This is a genomic window from Sphingomonas sp. AC449 (assembly GCF_979253475.1).
In genome coordinates, this window is record NZ_CEEDCZ010000005.1 from 201,572 (window position 1) to 215,315 (window position 13,744).

At 66.7% G+C, this 13,744-nt stretch carries 16 protein-coding genes and 1 tRNA gene; 13 read left to right on the top strand and 4 right to left on the bottom strand.

Features of this window, described 5'->3' with window-relative positions; translation table 11 throughout:
- Positions 1-92 precede the first annotated feature (92 nt).
- On the bottom strand, positions 93-392 hold the full coding sequence (locus tag AC0CH3_RS11125) for a chorismate mutase (RefSeq protein WP_354300984.1): 300 nt from the start codon (positions 390-392) through the stop codon (positions 93-95).
- Between the two features lie 181 nt (positions 393-573).
- On the opposite strand from AC0CH3_RS11125, the gene rpsD reads away from it, so the two are divergent.
- The 6 genes from rpsD (at position 574) to AC0CH3_RS11155 (ending at position 6,109) form a co-directional block, all read left to right on the top strand.
- Positions 574-1,188 (top strand): 30S ribosomal protein S4, encoded by a 615-nt coding sequence (rpsD, locus tag AC0CH3_RS11130; protein ID WP_056017869.1) that lies wholly within the window; start codon positions 574-576, stop codon positions 1,186-1,188.
- 172 nt (positions 1,189-1,360) lie between these two features.
- The gene (locus AC0CH3_RS11135) at positions 1,361-2,992 is read left to right on the top strand and encodes a M28 family peptidase (RefSeq protein WP_354300986.1); all 1,632 of its coding nucleotides are present in this window, start codon (positions 1,361-1,363) and stop codon (positions 2,990-2,992) included.
- Entirely contained in the window at positions 2,993-3,961 is a 969-nt protein-coding gene (locus AC0CH3_RS11140) for an agmatine deiminase family protein (RefSeq protein WP_354300988.1), read from the top strand.
- Positions 3,961-4,311 carry a DUF3147 family protein gene (locus AC0CH3_RS11145; protein ID WP_333995494.1) on the top strand — a complete coding sequence of 117 codons (351 nt, stop codon included), beginning with the start codon at positions 3,961-3,963 and terminating at the stop codon, positions 4,309-4,311. Before AC0CH3_RS11140 ends, AC0CH3_RS11145 begins: the two co-directional genes overlap by 1 nt.
- An 8-nt stretch (positions 4,312-4,319) precedes the next feature.
- Entirely contained in the window at positions 4,320-5,180 is an 861-nt protein-coding gene (aguB, locus tag AC0CH3_RS11150; protein WP_354300990.1) for an N-carbamoylputrescine amidase, read from the top strand.
- A gap of 38 nt (positions 5,181-5,218) precedes the next feature.
- Positions 5,219-6,109 (top strand): hypothetical protein, encoded by an 891-nt coding sequence (locus AC0CH3_RS11155; protein ID WP_354300992.1) that lies wholly within the window; start codon positions 5,219-5,221, stop codon positions 6,107-6,109.
- Here AC0CH3_RS11155 and AC0CH3_RS11160 read toward each other — a convergent pair.
- Complete coding sequence (locus tag AC0CH3_RS11160; RefSeq protein WP_354300993.1) at positions 6,093-6,764, bottom strand: uracil-DNA glycosylase; 672 nt, start codon at positions 6,762-6,764, stop codon at positions 6,093-6,095. The genes AC0CH3_RS11155 and AC0CH3_RS11160 overlap by 17 nt on opposite strands.
- 22 nt (positions 6,765-6,786) lie before the next feature.
- Here AC0CH3_RS11160 and folK point away from each other — a divergent pair, with 22 nt between their 5' ends.
- The 5 genes from folK to AC0CH3_RS11185 all read left to right on the top strand — a co-directional run bounded on the left by folK (position 6,787) and on the right by AC0CH3_RS11185 (position 9,107).
- Positions 6,787-7,263, top strand: a complete 477-nt coding sequence (gene folK, locus AC0CH3_RS11165) for a 2-amino-4-hydroxy-6-hydroxymethyldihydropteridine diphosphokinase (RefSeq protein WP_465237898.1) — start codon at positions 6,787-6,789, stop codon at positions 7,261-7,263.
- Positions 7,264-7,282: 19 nt separating this feature from the next.
- Positions 7,283-7,358, top strand: a tRNA-Lys gene (locus AC0CH3_RS11170).
- Positions 7,359-7,433: 75 nt separating this feature from the next.
- A complete protein-coding gene (locus tag AC0CH3_RS11175; protein WP_354300997.1) occupies positions 7,434-7,853 on the top strand; it encodes an HIRAN domain-containing protein in 420 nt (139 codons plus the stop codon).
- 262 nt (positions 7,854-8,115) lie between these two features.
- Positions 8,116-8,385, top strand: a complete 270-nt coding sequence (locus AC0CH3_RS11180; RefSeq protein WP_056017843.1) for a DUF1488 family protein — start codon at positions 8,116-8,118, stop codon at positions 8,383-8,385.
- Between the two features lie 26 nt (positions 8,386-8,411).
- The gene (locus AC0CH3_RS11185; RefSeq protein ID WP_354300999.1) at positions 8,412-9,107 is read left to right on the top strand and encodes a phosphatase PAP2 family protein; all 696 of its coding nucleotides are present in this window, start codon (positions 8,412-8,414) and stop codon (positions 9,105-9,107) included.
- A 52-nt stretch (positions 9,108-9,159) separates the two neighbouring features.
- Here AC0CH3_RS11185 and galE read toward each other — a convergent pair whose 3' ends face one another.
- On the bottom strand, positions 9,160-10,140 hold the full coding sequence (galE, locus tag AC0CH3_RS11190; RefSeq protein WP_465237908.1) for a UDP-glucose 4-epimerase GalE: 981 nt from the start codon (positions 10,138-10,140) through the stop codon (positions 9,160-9,162).
- A 92-nt stretch (positions 10,141-10,232) separates the two neighbouring features.
- Here galE and msrA point away from each other — a divergent pair, with 92 nt between their 5' ends.
- Positions 10,233-10,775, top strand: coding sequence for a peptide-methionine (S)-S-oxide reductase MsrA (gene msrA / locus AC0CH3_RS11195; RefSeq protein WP_031395728.1), 543 nt, complete (start codon positions 10,233-10,235; stop codon positions 10,773-10,775).
- Positions 10,776-10,892: 117 nt separating this feature from the next.
- On the opposite strand, the gene AC0CH3_RS11200 is transcribed toward msrA, so the two are convergent.
- Positions 10,893-11,897, bottom strand: a complete 1,005-nt coding sequence (locus tag AC0CH3_RS11200; RefSeq protein WP_354301001.1) for an L-threonylcarbamoyladenylate synthase — start codon at positions 11,895-11,897, stop codon at positions 10,893-10,895.
- Between the two features lie 46 nt (positions 11,898-11,943).
- Here AC0CH3_RS11200 and AC0CH3_RS11205 point away from each other — a divergent pair, with 46 nt between their 5' ends.
- Entirely contained in the window at positions 11,944-13,668 is a 1,725-nt protein-coding gene (locus AC0CH3_RS11205; protein WP_354301003.1) for an acyl-CoA dehydrogenase, read from the top strand.
- Positions 13,669-13,744: the final 76 nt, after the last annotated feature.

Below are 13,744 nucleotides of genomic sequence, written 5' to 3' on the forward strand. Positions count from 1 at the left end.
CCAGAGCCAGAGAGGGCGGCGTTTGTGGCTCTGGATCCTGGATCAAGTCCAGGATGACGGGAGCGGGGTGGCGGCGTCCTCCGCAGCCCGTCTCAGCGCCGGTCGAACGCCGCCAGCTCATACGCAATCGACGCCTCGACCAATCCCTCCCACAGATCCGCGATCGCCGCATCCGGCAACCCCAGCCGTGCGGCTTCCGCGCGTGCATTCTCGATCACCTGCGCTTTTCGCGCTTCGTCGCGCACATGCCCCCGCTCGGGCTTGATGCGCGCGGCGGCGTCCATATAGGCAAAGCGTCTGGCCAGCAGCGCGACGAGTTCGCGATCGAGCGCGTCGACGCCCGCGCGGACCTCGGTCATGGTGGTGCAGTCGGGTCCGGATAGGATGGTCATGCGCGCCTCTTGCCGAGCGACCCGCAGCCTGTCCAGCTTGACTCTGGCGCGCCCTCCGTCTAGGCGCCCGCCTTCGCAATGGCCCTGCACCCCGGTGAAGCGGTGGCCCTGCCTTGTCCTAAACGACGACCAGCAGAGCGATACCGGGACCAACGTTGTTTGCATTTGCAAAGGTTTTATCATGTCGAAGCGTCAAAGCGCGAAGTACAAACTCGATCGCCGTATGGGCGAGAACATCTGGGGCCGTCCCAAGTCGCCGGTCAACAAGCGCGAATACGGCCCGGGCCAGCACGGCCAGCGCCGCAAGGGCAAGGTCAGCGATTTCGGTATCCAGCTGCGCGCCAAGCAGAAGCTCAAGGGCTATTACGGCGACGTGACCGAGAAGCAGTTCCGCGCGTGCTACCATGAGGCGGCTCGTCTGAAGGGTGATACCTCGCAGAACCTGATCGGCCTGCTCGAGCAGCGTCTCGACATGATCGTCTACCGCGCCAAGTTCGCGCCGACGATCTTCGCGGCACGCCAGATCGTTTCGCACGGCCACATCCGCGTCAACGGCGTGAAGTGCAACATCGCCTCGCGTCGCTGCTTCGTCGGCGATGAGATCACGCTGGGTTCGAAGGCGCAGGAAATGGCGCTGGTGATGGAAGCGCAGAGCCTCGCCGAGCGCGAAATCCCTGACTATGTCGCTCCCGATGGTGCGGCCAAGGTCACCTTCACGCGCGTGCCCACGCTCGACGAAGTGCCCTATCCGGTGAAGATGGAACCGAACCTCGTCGTCGAATTCTACTCGCGCTAAGTCGAGCGACGCGAGACCGGCCGGCGTCGCTCAAGCGACGTCCGACGACGTGGCTTTGCCACGGCGCGGTCCGAAACAGAAAAGGGCGGTCCTTCGGGGCCGCCCTTTTTCGTTGCGTGGACATAGCGATCGCGCTTTGCCAGAACGCGCGGCATTCACTCGGGAGATCCCTATGCGCGCTGCCCTTCTGTCCCTGCTCCTTCTCGGGACCGCCGCATCGGCGCAGACCGCGCCCGCGATCTCGGTCGAGACGCTCAAGACCGTCACGCAGACGCTGTCGTCCGACGCGTATGAAGGCCGCGCGCCAACCACGCCCGGCGAGGCGAAGACCGTCGCCTATCTCGTCGCGCAGATGAAGGCCGCGGGGCTGAAACCCGGCAACAGGGGCAGCTGGACCCAGGACGTGCCGATGGTCGAGATCACCGCAAAGGACGTGAAGCCCTTCGTCTTTACCGGCGGCAAGACCCCCGTCAGCCTCGCCTATCGCACCGACATGGTCGCCGGCACCTACCGCGTCGCACTGACCTCGACCGTGACGAACAGCGACGTCGTCTTCGTCGGCTACGGGATCACTGCGCCCGAAAAGGGCTGGGACGATTATGCGGGCGTCGATGTGAAGGGGAAGACCGTCGTCATCCTCATCAACGACGCCGACTGGCAGACGATGGGTCGCGAGGGGCCGTTCGAGGGCCGCGCGATGACCTGGTATGGCCGCTGGCCGTACAAGTTCGAGAATGCGGCGAAGCACGGCGCGGCGGCGGCGATCATTGTCCATGATACCGAGCCCGCGGCCTATCCATGGGCGGTGGTGCAGTCGTCCTGGACCGGGCCGCAGCTCGAGCTCGACGAGAAGGGCGATCATCTCGACCAGTCGCAGGTCGTCGGCTGGATGCAGAAGCCTGCCGCCGAGCGCGTTTTCGCGAGTGCGGGCAAGGATTATGCGGCGCTCGCCGAGGCGGCCAAGGTGAAGGGCTTCAAGGCGGTACCGCTCGGCCTCAAGCTGTCGACCGGCTTTGTCAACACGATCCGGCGCCAGGCGTCGAAGAACGTCATCGGCGTGCTGCCGGGGACGACCGCACCGAACGACTATGTGCTGTATTCGGCCCACTGGGATCATCTCGGCCGCTGCGATGCGGTGGGCGGCGACGACATCTGCAACGGCGCGGCGGACAATGCGACGGGCACCGCGGGGCTGATCGCGCTCGCACAGGCGCATGTGAAGGCCGGCCCGGCGAAGCGCTCGCTCGCGTTCCTCGCGGTGACCGCGGAGGAATCGGGGCTGCTCGGCTCGCGCTATTATGCCGAGCATCCCATCTATCCGCTCGCGCGGACGGTCGGCGGCGTGAACATGGACGTGCTGAACGTCGACGGCCGCGTGAAGGACTTCGTGCTGACGGGGGCGGGCAAGTCGGAGATCGAGGATCTGGTCAAGCCGTTCGTCGCCGCGCAGGGCCGCGTGATCGGCGTCGAGGCAAACCCCGAACGCGGCGGCTATTATCGCTCGGACCATTTCAGCTTCGCCAAGCTCGGCGTGCCGATGCTCGACGGCGGCAGCGGCGAGGACCTGGTGGTCGGCGGCACCGCGGCGGGTCATGCCGCGCGCGAGGACTATGTCGCCAACCGCTATCACAAGCCCGCGGACGAATATGACGCAAAATGGGACTGGTCGGGTGCGGTCGAGGATCTGACGATCTATTACGGGCTCGGCCGCAAGCTCGCCGACGACACCGCGCTGTGGCCGAACTGGTACAAGACCGCCGAATTCCGCAACATCCGCGACAAAGATCGCGCAGGAGCCAAGTAAGTGACGACACTCCCCCCGCCCGCCGAATGGGCGCATCACAAGGCCGTGTGGATCGGCTTTCCGAGCCATGCCGATCTGTGGCTCGACGATCTCGAACCCGCGCGTGACGAGGTCGTCGCCTTTGCCTCCGCAGTCCATGCCGACGGCAAGGGCGAGACGGTGATCCTGGTTGCCGCGGACGAAGGCTCGGCGCGGACCGCGCGCAGGCTCGCGCCGTTCGCCGAGGTCGTGGTCGAGCCGTTCGGCGACATCTGGCTGCGCGACACCGCGCCGATCATCGTCGGCGACGGCACCGCGCACCAGTTCGTGTTCAACGGCTGGGGCGGCAAATACGACCTGCCCGGCGACGACACGATCGGCCGCCGTCTGGCCGAGGGCCGCGGCAAGACGCTCGCGGCGTTCGACTGGGTGCTCGAGGGCGGCGCGGTCGATGGCGACGGCACCGGCGTGGTGGTCACGACCGAACAGTGCCTGCTCAACCGCAACCGCAACCCCGATCTCGACAAGGCGGGGATCGAAGCGCGGCTGAAGTCCGATCTCGGCTTCAGCCAGGTCGTGTGGCTCGGCGACGGGCTCGTCAACGATCATACCGACGGCCATGTCGACAATCTCGCGCGTTTCGTCGGCGAGGGTCGCGTCGCGATCCCCGAGGCAGCCGAGAACGACCCCAACTGGCAGGTCTATCAGCTGGCGAAGCGCGCTGCGGAACGCGCCGGCCTGACGGTGGTCGGCATCCCGTCGCCCGGCCGCGTGCTGCGCGACGAGGAGATCGTGCCCGCCAGCTACATGAATTTCTACATCGGCAATGCCGCCGTCGTCGTGCCGCTCTACGGTGCGGAGAATGACGACGCCGCGGTCGCGGCGATCCAGGCGATCTTCCCCGATCGTCAGGTCGTCGGGCAGCGTGCGGACCACATCCTGACCGGCGGCGGCAGCTTCCACTGCATCAGCCAGCAAATCCCCGGCTGATGCTCGCCTTCGCGGTCCGCGCGGTCCTGTCCGGGATCATCGTCGCGCTGATCGCGGCGGTTGCCCGGCGGAATCCGGCGGCAGGGGCGCTGGTCGCGTCGCTGCCGCTGCTGTCGGTGCTCGGCATGATCTGGCTGTGGCACGACACCGGCGACCGCGTCCGGCTGGCCGCGCATGCCGAGGCGACCTTCTGGTACGTGCTGCCGTCGCTGCCGATGTTCCTGCTGATCCCGGCGCTGTTGCGGCACGGCGTCGGCTTCTGGGTTTCGCTTGCTGCCGGTTGCGTCCTGACGATCCTTCTCTATCTCGCGGTCGTTGCAATCGCGGCGCGCTTCGGCGTGACGCTCTAGGAATTCGCATGACCGAGATCACCGTCGCCGCGCTCCAGCTCGGTTTCACTGCCGATATCGACAAGAACATCGCCAATGTCTCGCGGCTGGTCCGCGAAGCCGCGGCGCGTGGCGCGCAGGTGATCCTGCCGCCCGAATTGTTCGAGGGCGAATATTTCTGCCGTGTCGAGGACGAGGGCCTGTTCGCCAATGCCGCCCCCGTCGGCGAGCACAAGGCGGTGCTCGCGATGCAGGCGCTTGCCGAGGCGCTCAAGGTCACGATCCCGACCAGTTTCTTCGAAGCCGATGGCCCGCATCACTATAATAGCCTCGCGATGATCGGCCCCGACGGCGAGGTGCAGGGCGTCTATCGCAAGAGCCACATCCCCGACGGCCCGGGCTATGAGGAAAAATTCTATTTCCGCCCCGGCAATACCGGCTTCAAGGTCTGGCCGCATGCCGCGGCGCAGGGGCGCTCGACGCTCGGCGTCGGCGTCTGCTGGGACCAATGGTATCCCGAGACCGCGCGCGCGATGATGCTGATGGGCGCCGAAGTCCTGTTCTACCCGACCGCGATCGGCAGCGAGCCGCACGACACCAGCCTCGACACCGCGCGGCTGTGGCGGCGTGCGATGGTCGGGCATGCGGTCAGCAACGTCGTGCCGATCGTCGCTGCCAACCGCGTCGGCGTCGAGCATGGCCAGACCTTCTACGGCACCAGCTTCATCGCCGACGAGCGCGGGGATATCCTCGCCGAACTCGGCCGCGACGACGAGGGCGTGATCACCGCGACGATTGATCTCGACATCGTCAAGCGCCACCGCGCCGCTTTTGGATTCTTCCGTGACCGCCGACCTGATCTTTACGGAAGACTTGTGCAGGATTTCTGACCTAGGTTGCCCATGATGGGCCACTATGGGAGAGTGCAATGCTGCATGTCGCAACAGGGACGCGAAGGAACCTGTATTATCGTGTCTTGATTGGTGCCGCGCTCTCTTGGTCTGGCATAGCAGCGGCGCAGGACGCGCCTGCCGCAGCGCAGCCGACACCGCCGAGCGTGCAGACCGCTCCATCACAAGCGGGCGAGATCGTCGTGGAGGGCATTGCGGTTCCAGGCGAGGAGGCGCCGCAAGAGAGCCTTACGCCGGGCGGCCCCGGCAGGACGTCCGGTATTGATCCGAGCCAGACCCCAATTGCCAACCGCCAGAAATATGACTGGTCCGACATCTATGTTCGCTGTGTGATGTCCAGCGCGCGCCTCCGCAAGACTGAATTGCGCGATGTCGTTGATGGACCGTTCAACTACTCGACCCAAGCGTATGCACAGGACCTGCTTGCGCGACGCAACGCATCCTGCCTCCAGCATTCGTTTCAGACCCATGCGGTCGATCCGCCAGGGCTCGGCTATTCGATCTACGACCGGGGTGCCTATCTGGTCGAGGCGATCCGGACTTACGCTCCTGCTCTAAAGCTGACGCGGCGTGAGACGGGGGACCAAAAGGTACAATCACGGTTCAATCTGCGAGAAATGCCCCGTAACCGTTACAGACTTCCGGTTGATTATCGTTATTTTGAGGTTGCCGTGTGCGCCGTCCGCCTGCAACCGACCCTATCGGTTGCGCTTGTCGCCACGCCGCATGCCGAACCTGCGAAGATACGGCGCATCGAGAACGCCATCGTTTCCGGCTCCCGGATCTGTTTCGGGAACGCCAAGAAGGTGTTTTTCGACCCGACGCAGTTCCGTATCTACATCGCCGACGCCGTCTATCGCTGGGCAGTGGCGGCGCGCGGCGTCGATTCGCTCATTCCGCTGGAGTAGCATCGCGCAGTTCCAGCGCCCGCGCGAACACCGCCTCGAACATGTCGGGGGTGAGGACGCGCGTGTTCTGGTTGTAGCGCGAGCAGTGATAGCTATCGATCAGGATGCGGCCGTCGGGCATGACATGCTCGGCGAGATGCCCGAACTTGGCCTTTGGTAACCGCCCGCCGAGCAGCTTGACGCTGGTCTGGTGCGCGATCTGGCCGAGGGCGATGAAAACTCGCGCCTTCGGCAACTCCGCGAGCTGGTTCTCGACGAACGGGCGGCAGGTGCGGATTTCCTCCGGCGTCGGCTTGTTCTGCGGCGGCAGGCATTTGACCGCGTTGATGATGATCGCGCCGTTCAGCTTCAGCCCGTCATCGGGCTTCGCTGCGAACACGCCCTCCGCCAGCCCGAACTTGCCGAGCGTCTCGTAGAGCAATTGCCCCGCGAAATCGCCGGTGAACGGACGCCCGGTGCGGTTGGCGCCGTGCTTGCCGGGCGCGAGGCCGATGATGCCGAGCCACGCATCGGGATCGCCGAACGCGGGGACTGGGGCATTCCACCAGGTCGGAAATTCGGCGCGCAGCTCGTTGCGGAAGGCGACGAGACGCGGGCAATTGGGACAGTCGTGCGGCGGCTCGGTTTCGGGCAGCGGGGAGGGTGCGAAGTTCATCGCGGTGCGTTAGGCGGGTCGGATGGAGCGGACAACCTATGCGATCGCGTTCGGATCGAATCGGCGCGGAATCCACGGTGCGCCGGCGGCGACGATCCATGCCGCGCTGGCGGCCGTCGGCGGTGTCGTCGCCGTGTCGCCGATCATCGCGAGCGCGCCGCTCGGGCCGTCGATCCGTCGCTATGCGAACGCGGTCGCGCTGATCGAGACGCGCGAGTCGCCGCCCGTGCTGCTCGCGCGGCTGAAGGCGACCGAGGCTGCGTTCGGTCGGCGGCGCGGGCGCCGCTGGGGATCGCGGGTGATCGATCTCGACATCATCCTGTGGTCCGGCGGCGCATGGCGGGGGCCGGGGCTGAGCGTGCCGCACGCCGCCTACCGGGACCGCGACTTCGTGCTGGCGCCGCTCGCGCGGATCGCGCCGCGCTGGCGCGACCCGCTGACCGGGCAAAGCGTCCGTCATCTCGCGCACAAGGTTGACCGACCGCGGCTGCGCCCCTAGTGGCTCGCAGCCGATGCACGGGTCCGTAGCTCAGTTGGTAGAGCAAGCGACTTTTAATCGAGAGGTCCCGGGTTCGAGCCCCGGCGGACCCACCATCGGCACCTTATCCTCTCGCAGACCCCCGATTCGCACCGGTTGCACCGCGGCGGCGGTGCGCGCATCGTCGCGCGATGGACGAACTTACCACGTCGATCGTCGGGATCGACTTTCCCAATACCGACAAGAGCCGGAGCAACCGGAGGATGGAAATCCTGCTCTGCGCGCCCGGCGACCGCGTGACGTTGCGCCGCGAGCCCAAGAACCCGCATGATCCGAATGCGGTCGGCGTGTGGAGCGAGCGCGGCATCCAGATGGGCTATATCAGCGCCGAGCGCGCGCCGCTGATCGGGCAGCGCATGCAGGCTGACGAAACGGTCGCGGTGTTCCAGGCGATGCATGGCGGCGGCGCGTATATCCGCATCCGCTTCGGTGGCGGCGACCCGAAGCTGCCCCCTCCGGTCGCGGATACGGGTCGCCGGGCCGCCCCACCCGCGCCGGACCGGAGCGACGGCTTCTATCCCGACGAGGACGGGCCCGAATGGGGCGCCTGAGCGCTGCCGGTCTCCCGCCCGAGCCCCTTTCCGTCATGCTGACGAACGTCATGATCCAGAGCCAGCCACGCAAGCGCGCGTAATCCAGGCGTACGGCGCTATCCGCGCGTACCGTCCCGGTCATCCGGATCAAAGCCGGCACTCACGGGTTATCGCTGCCAGACCTACCCCGCACCGGCGACGCGCGAAGGCGTTTTCCGGGGTTGCCCCATGCGAGGGGCGCGGGCAGGGACATTCGCGCAACCCCCGGGAGTCCACAGACATGGCCAGCAGCCTCGTAATCGACCAGAACAGCCTTACCGACAACGACCGCGAGCGGCAGGTCGAATTCACCGCCGAGATCGATGGCGACGACCGCGACTTTGCGGTGAAATATGCCGTGCTGAAGGAACTGAGCGGCGATGAGCCCGAGGATGATGCGCTCGAACTGTTCGAACGCTTCAGCGACGAGATCATCGATGTCTGCGCCGAGGCGGCGATGAAAAAGCCATCGGCATCGCTCGTCGTGATCGACGAGGGCGATCTGGAGTAAGCTCCGTCGTTAGCCAGCATAGCGGCGTGGACGACGGTCCGCATCGGCGTCGCCTGCCCGTCGTGCTGGCGGGCGCGTCGGTCGGCGCGGCGGGGATCGCGGTCGTCCTTCTCATCGGTCTGGCCATCGGTCACTGGCCGTTTGCGTTCGACCGCGCGATCATCGTCGGTCTGCGCGATTGGGGTGGCCCGTCGTGGCTGCCCAAGGTCGCCGCGGACGTTACCGCGCTTGGCGGCGGCGTCATCCTGACGATCGTCGTCCTGCTTGCCACGGGTCTGCTCGCCGTCCAGCGGCTCTGGCTCAGTGCGGCGGCGACGCTTGCGGCGAGCATCAGCGGCGGCCTCGTCGTCAGCCTGGTCAAGACCGAGGTCGCACGTCCGCGCCCGGATCTTGTCGATCACCTCGTTCAGGTGTCGAACATGAGCTTCCCCAGCGGCCATTCGGCAAACAGCGCGATCGTCTATCTGACGCTCGCCGGGCTGGCCTCGCAGGTCACCGTGTCTGCCGCCGCGCGCCGCTATATCCTCGTGATAGCGATCCTCATGGTCGGAGCGATCGGCTGCAGCCGCGTCTATCTCGGTGTCCACTGGCCGAGCGACGTGCTCGCCGGCTGGAGTTTCGGGACATTATGGGCGCTTGGCTGGTGGCTGGCGACGGCGCGCGCACGCGAGGCGATCGGCGGCGAACGTCACGCCTTTGGTACGCCGCCGGCCGACGCCTGATCTCCTTTTTTTCAGTCCTCCCCCTGGCCGGGGGGGACTGAGGATAGACACCCTAGCGCTGCCGTTCGGCGAGCGTGCGCTCCCAGGCTAATGCGTCGCGGACGATGCCGTCGAGATCGGCATGGCGCGGCGTCCAGTCGAGCGTCGCGAGGATCGCGCTGTTGTCCGAGATCAGCATCGCCGGATCGCCTGCGCGGCGCCCCTCGAGGCGGCGATCGATCGTCATGTTGGTGACCTTGTCGACCGCGTCGAGCACCTGCAGCACCGAGAAGCCCGTCCCATAGCCCGCGTTGAGCGTGTGGCTCTTGCCCGGATCGGCGACCAGCAGGTCGAGTGCCGCGACATGCGCGGCGGCAAGGTCGCTGACATGGATATAGTCGCGCACGCCCGTACCGTCGGGCGTGTTGAAATCGGTGCCGTAGACGCCGACATGGCTGCGCTTGCCCGTCGCCGCCTCGACCGCGATCTTGATCAGGTGCGTCGCGCCGACCGTCGACTGGCCGCTGCGCCCCTGTGGATCCGCGCCCGCGACGTTGAAATAGCGCAGCGCGGCATAGTTGATCGGGTGCGCCGCCGCGACGTCGCGCAGCATCGCCTCGGTCATGAGCTTCGACATGCCGTAGGGATTGATCGGCACCGTCGGATCGCCCTCGGCGACCGGCACCTTTTCGGGCGTGCCATAGGTCGCCGCGGTCGACGAGAAGATGAAGTGCGGTACGCTCTCGGCCACCGCGCTCTCGATCAGCGATCGGCTGGCGGCGGTGTTGTTGCGGTAATATTTGAGCGGGTCGCTGACCGATTCGGGCACCACGACCGAGCCTGCGAAATGCATGATCGCACGGACCTTGTGGTCGCGGATCGCCGCGCGGACCTTCGCATCGTCGGCGACGTTCGCCTCGACCAGCGTCGCGCGGGGATCGACCGCCCAGTCGAACCCGGTGACCAGATTGTCGACCACGACCACCTCATGGCCTGCGTCGAGCAGCGCCAGGACCGCATGGCTGCCGATATAGCCGGCGCCGCCCGTTACCATCACCCTGCCATCAAGCCTTGGACCGTCGATCACATGCGTCTCCTCTTTGTTGCGGGGTAGCGGCTTCCTATCTTGGCGGAAAGGAGATCGTGATGACGGATTATGTAACGCTGGCGGGCGGGTGCTTCTGGTGCACCGAGGCCGTGTTCAAGGACGTGATCGGCGTCGAGAGCGCCGAGAGCGGCTATATCGGCGGGCATGTGCCTGATCCGACGTACAAACAGGTATGCGGCGGCGATACCGGCCATGCCGAGGCGATCCGGATCGGGTTCGATCCCGAACAGCTGAAGCTCGGCGACCTGCTCGACATCTTCTTCGCGACGCATGACGCGACGACGCTCAACCGCCAGGGCAACGACGTCGGAACGCAGTATCGTTCGGCGATGTTTCCTGCCGACGACGCGCAGAAGGCCGAGATGCAGGCGGCGCTCGAGCGAGCACAGGCGGACAGCGCCAAGCCGATCGTCACGACGATCGAGCCGATGACCACCTGGTACGAGGCCGAAGGCTATCACCAGGATTATTGGGAAACCTCAGGCCGCTCCAACCCCTACTGCATGGCGGTGATCCCGCCAAAGCTGCAGAAGCTGCGCAAGAGCTTCGCCGCACGGTCGAAGGCGGCGGTCAGCGCGTAAGCCTTGAACCGGTCGGACGAGCCACACCCCCCGTCATCCTGACGAGAGTCAGGATCCAGGGTTTCGGGGGTGTCGCTCGTGGCTCTGGGTCCTGACGTTCGTCAGGATGACGAGGGGTTAGCGATGCGCAGCGCGGCGCAGGCGGTCGTTAATTGCTTCGCCGATGCCGTCGAACGGGATCGGCGCGATAGCAATCCGCGCGCTCGCATTCGCGTCGGCGGCGTGGAGCAGGTCGAATAACCTCGCGGCGGCTTTGACGAGGTTTCCCGATGCGGAGAGCGATACGTCCCCCGCCACATCGCCAAACCCGATCAGCCACTCGTCGCGGTCCGCATCGATCGCGTTCAACCGGAGCACCTTGCTCGGCGCGTAGTGGCTATCAAGCTGCCCCGGCGCGGTGACCGCACGCCCCCCCGGCGAAGGCCGGGGCCCAATTGGGGGACGGTGATGATCCGCGCTATGCCCGGCTACATCCGACGTCCCAATTGGGCCCCGACCTTCGCCGGGGAGGTGATTCAAGAGCGCGTCGGCCGTCACCGGCCCCGGCCGCAGGATCGTCCTCCCCGCCACGATCGTCGACTCGAGCCCCGCCTCGGTCGCCCCATCGTCGAGGATCAGCGGCACGTTCCCCCCCAGACTGGCCGCGACATGTGCGGCCGTGGTCGGGCTGATCCCCCCGCTCGCATTGGCCGACGGCGCCGCCAACGGCCGCTCCGAAGCGGCAATCAACCCCTGCATAGACCGATGCCGCGGCACCCGGATCGCGATCGTATCCAGCCCAGCGGTCACCAGCGCGGCGATCCCCGACTCCGCCCGCACCGGTAGCACCAAAGTGAGCGGCCCCGGCCAGAACGCCGCGGCCAGCGCCAACGCATCCGCGTCGAACACCGCGATCCGCTCCGCCGCCGCCAGATCGGCGACATGCACGATCAGCGGGTTGAAACTCGGGCGGCCCTTGGCGGCATAGATGCGCGCCACCGCCTCGGCATTGGTCGCGTCCGCGGCGAGGCCATAGACCGTCTCGGTCGGCACCGCGACGATACCGCCTGCGCGAATCAGCGTTGCGGCCTCGGCGATCGCGGCTGTGCCGTAGGGTAAAATCCGAGGGTGTGGACGGGTCATTTCACAGGCGTATAGCGGGTCCAAACCGTAGCGATAAGAGGATGCGATGGCCTTCACACCGGCAACCACCGAACAGCGTTTCGTGCTCGATCACGTCGTACGGATCGGCGAACTCGCCGACACCGAACGCTATGCCGCCGCGAGCGACGACGTCGTCGACGCGGTGCTCGAAGGCGTTGGGCAGCTCGCCGCCGGCGAATGGGCGCCGCTCAACCGCACCGGCGACACCGTCGGCGCGAAATGGACCCCCGAGGGCGTCGTCATGCCCGACGGCTTCGCGCAGGCGTACAAGGATTATGTCGAGGGCGGCTGGGGCACCATCGGCGTCGAGGAAGAATGGGGCGGGCAGGGCCTCCCCTTCGCGATCCAGACCGCGGTGCTCGACACGCTGGGTTCGGCGAACATGGGCTTCGCGCTCTGCCCGACGCTGACCGTCGGCGCGATCGAGGCGCTCCAGCATCACGGCTCGCCCGAACAGCAGGCGCTCTACCTCCCGCATCTCGCGACCGGCGAATGGACCGGCACGATGAACCTGACCGAACCGCAGGCGGGCTCCGACGTGGGCGCGCTCCGCGCGACCGCGACCCCGCTCGGCGACGGCAAATGGTCGATCAAGGGCACGAAGATCTACATCTCGTTCGGCGACCACGACATGGCGCCGAACATCGTCCACCTCGTCCTCGCGCGGACGCCGGGCGCACCGGCAGGGACCAAGGGCATCTCGCTGTTCCTCGTGCCGAAATACCGACTCAAGGACGACGGCACGCCGGGCGACTTCAACGACGTCCGCGTCGTGTCGATCGAGCACAAGATGGGGCTCCACGCCTCGCCGACCTGCGTGCTCAGCTTCGGCGACCATGACGACTGCATCGGCGAGCTGATCGGCGCGGAGCTCGGCGGTATCCGCGCGATGTTCACGATGATGAACAACGCGCGCCTCAACGTCGGGCTTCAGGGCGTCCAGGTCGCCGAGGGCGCGACGCAAGGCGCGGTCGCTTATGCGCTCGACCGCGTCCAGTCGGCGCGCGCGGGTTCGCCGAACAAGGAGTCGGTCAAGATCGTCGAGCATCCCGACGTCCGCCGCATGCTGATGCGGATGAAGGCGCAGACGCAGGCGGCGCGTGCGCTCGTCTATTACGCCGCGGGGCAGGTCGATCGCGCCAATCTGGGCGATCACGCCGCGCGCAACCGGCTCGAACTCGTGACCCCGCTCGCCAAGGCGCACGGCACCGATCTCGGCAACGAGGTCGCCTCGCTCGGCATCCAGGTCCACGGCGGCATGGGCTATGTCGAGGAGACCGGCGCCGCACAGTATTTCCGCGATGCGCGCATCACGCCGATCTACGAGGGGACGAACGGCATCCAAGCCGCTGACCTCGTCGGTCGGAAGCTCGGTCTCGGCCATAATCTAGAAGGGGGCGGCGCGTTCGCCGCGCTGATCGCCGACATCCGCGCGGAGGCAAAGGACGAGCGGCTGCTGGCACTGGTCGACGCGTGCGAGGCAATCGGTCGTCGCCTGGCCACCGCGGACGCCGACGACAAGCTCGCGGCGAGCTATCCGTTCCTCACGATGCTGTCGGTCGCGACCTGCGGCTGGCTGATGGAGCGGCAGGGCGGCGTTGCCGGCACAGACGACTTTGGCCGGATGAAGACCGCGGCGGTGCGGTTCTACCTCGACCAGATCGTCCCCGAGGCGATGGGGCTGAATGCGGCGGCCAACGCCAGCGCGGCGGTGCTCTATTCGATCGAGGCGGACCTGTTCGCCGCCTGAGCCGCGCGATCAAGCCCCGTCATTCTGGGTTCGACCCGGGATCCAGAGCCAAGCACGGTATCGCGTGTGGCTCTGA

Excerpts from the sequence above, each read along its gene's own strand:
- AC0CH3_RS11125 (WP_354300984.1), bottom strand. The coding sequence starts at position 392 with ATGACCATCCTATCCGGACCCGACTGCACCACCATGACCGAGGTCCGC.
- rpsD (WP_056017869.1), top strand. The coding sequence starts at position 574 with ATGTCGAAGCGTCAAAGCGCGAAGTACAAACTCGATCGCCGTATGGGC.
- AC0CH3_RS11135 (WP_354300986.1), top strand. The coding sequence starts at position 1,361 with ATGCGCGCTGCCCTTCTGTCCCTGCTCCTTCTCGGGACCGCCGCATCG.
- AC0CH3_RS11145 (WP_333995494.1), top strand. The coding sequence starts at position 3,961 with ATGCTCGCCTTCGCGGTCCGCGCGGTCCTGTCCGGGATCATCGTCGCG.
- aguB (WP_354300990.1), top strand. The coding sequence starts at position 4,320 with ATGACCGAGATCACCGTCGCCGCGCTCCAGCTCGGTTTCACTGCCGAT.
- AC0CH3_RS11155 (WP_354300992.1), top strand. The coding sequence starts at position 5,219 with ATGCTGCATGTCGCAACAGGGACGCGAAGGAACCTGTATTATCGTGTC.
- AC0CH3_RS11160 (WP_354300993.1), bottom strand. The coding sequence starts at position 6,764 with ATGAACTTCGCACCCTCCCCGCTGCCCGAAACCGAGCCGCCGCACGAC.
- folK (WP_465237898.1), top strand. The coding sequence starts at position 6,787 with ATGGAGCGGACAACCTATGCGATCGCGTTCGGATCGAATCGGCGCGGA.
- AC0CH3_RS11175 (WP_354300997.1), top strand. The coding sequence starts at position 7,434 with ATGGACGAACTTACCACGTCGATCGTCGGGATCGACTTTCCCAATACC.
- AC0CH3_RS11180 (WP_056017843.1), top strand. The coding sequence starts at position 8,116 with ATGGCCAGCAGCCTCGTAATCGACCAGAACAGCCTTACCGACAACGAC.
- galE (WP_465237908.1), bottom strand. The coding sequence starts at position 10,140 with ATGGTAACGGGCGGCGCCGGCTATATCGGCAGCCATGCGGTCCTGGCG.
- msrA (WP_031395728.1), top strand. The coding sequence starts at position 10,233 with ATGACGGATTATGTAACGCTGGCGGGCGGGTGCTTCTGGTGCACCGAG.
- AC0CH3_RS11200 (WP_354301001.1), bottom strand. The coding sequence starts at position 11,897 with ATGACCCGTCCACACCCTCGGATTTTACCCTACGGCACAGCCGCGATC.
- AC0CH3_RS11205 (WP_354301003.1), top strand. The coding sequence starts at position 11,944 with ATGGCCTTCACACCGGCAACCACCGAACAGCGTTTCGTGCTCGATCAC.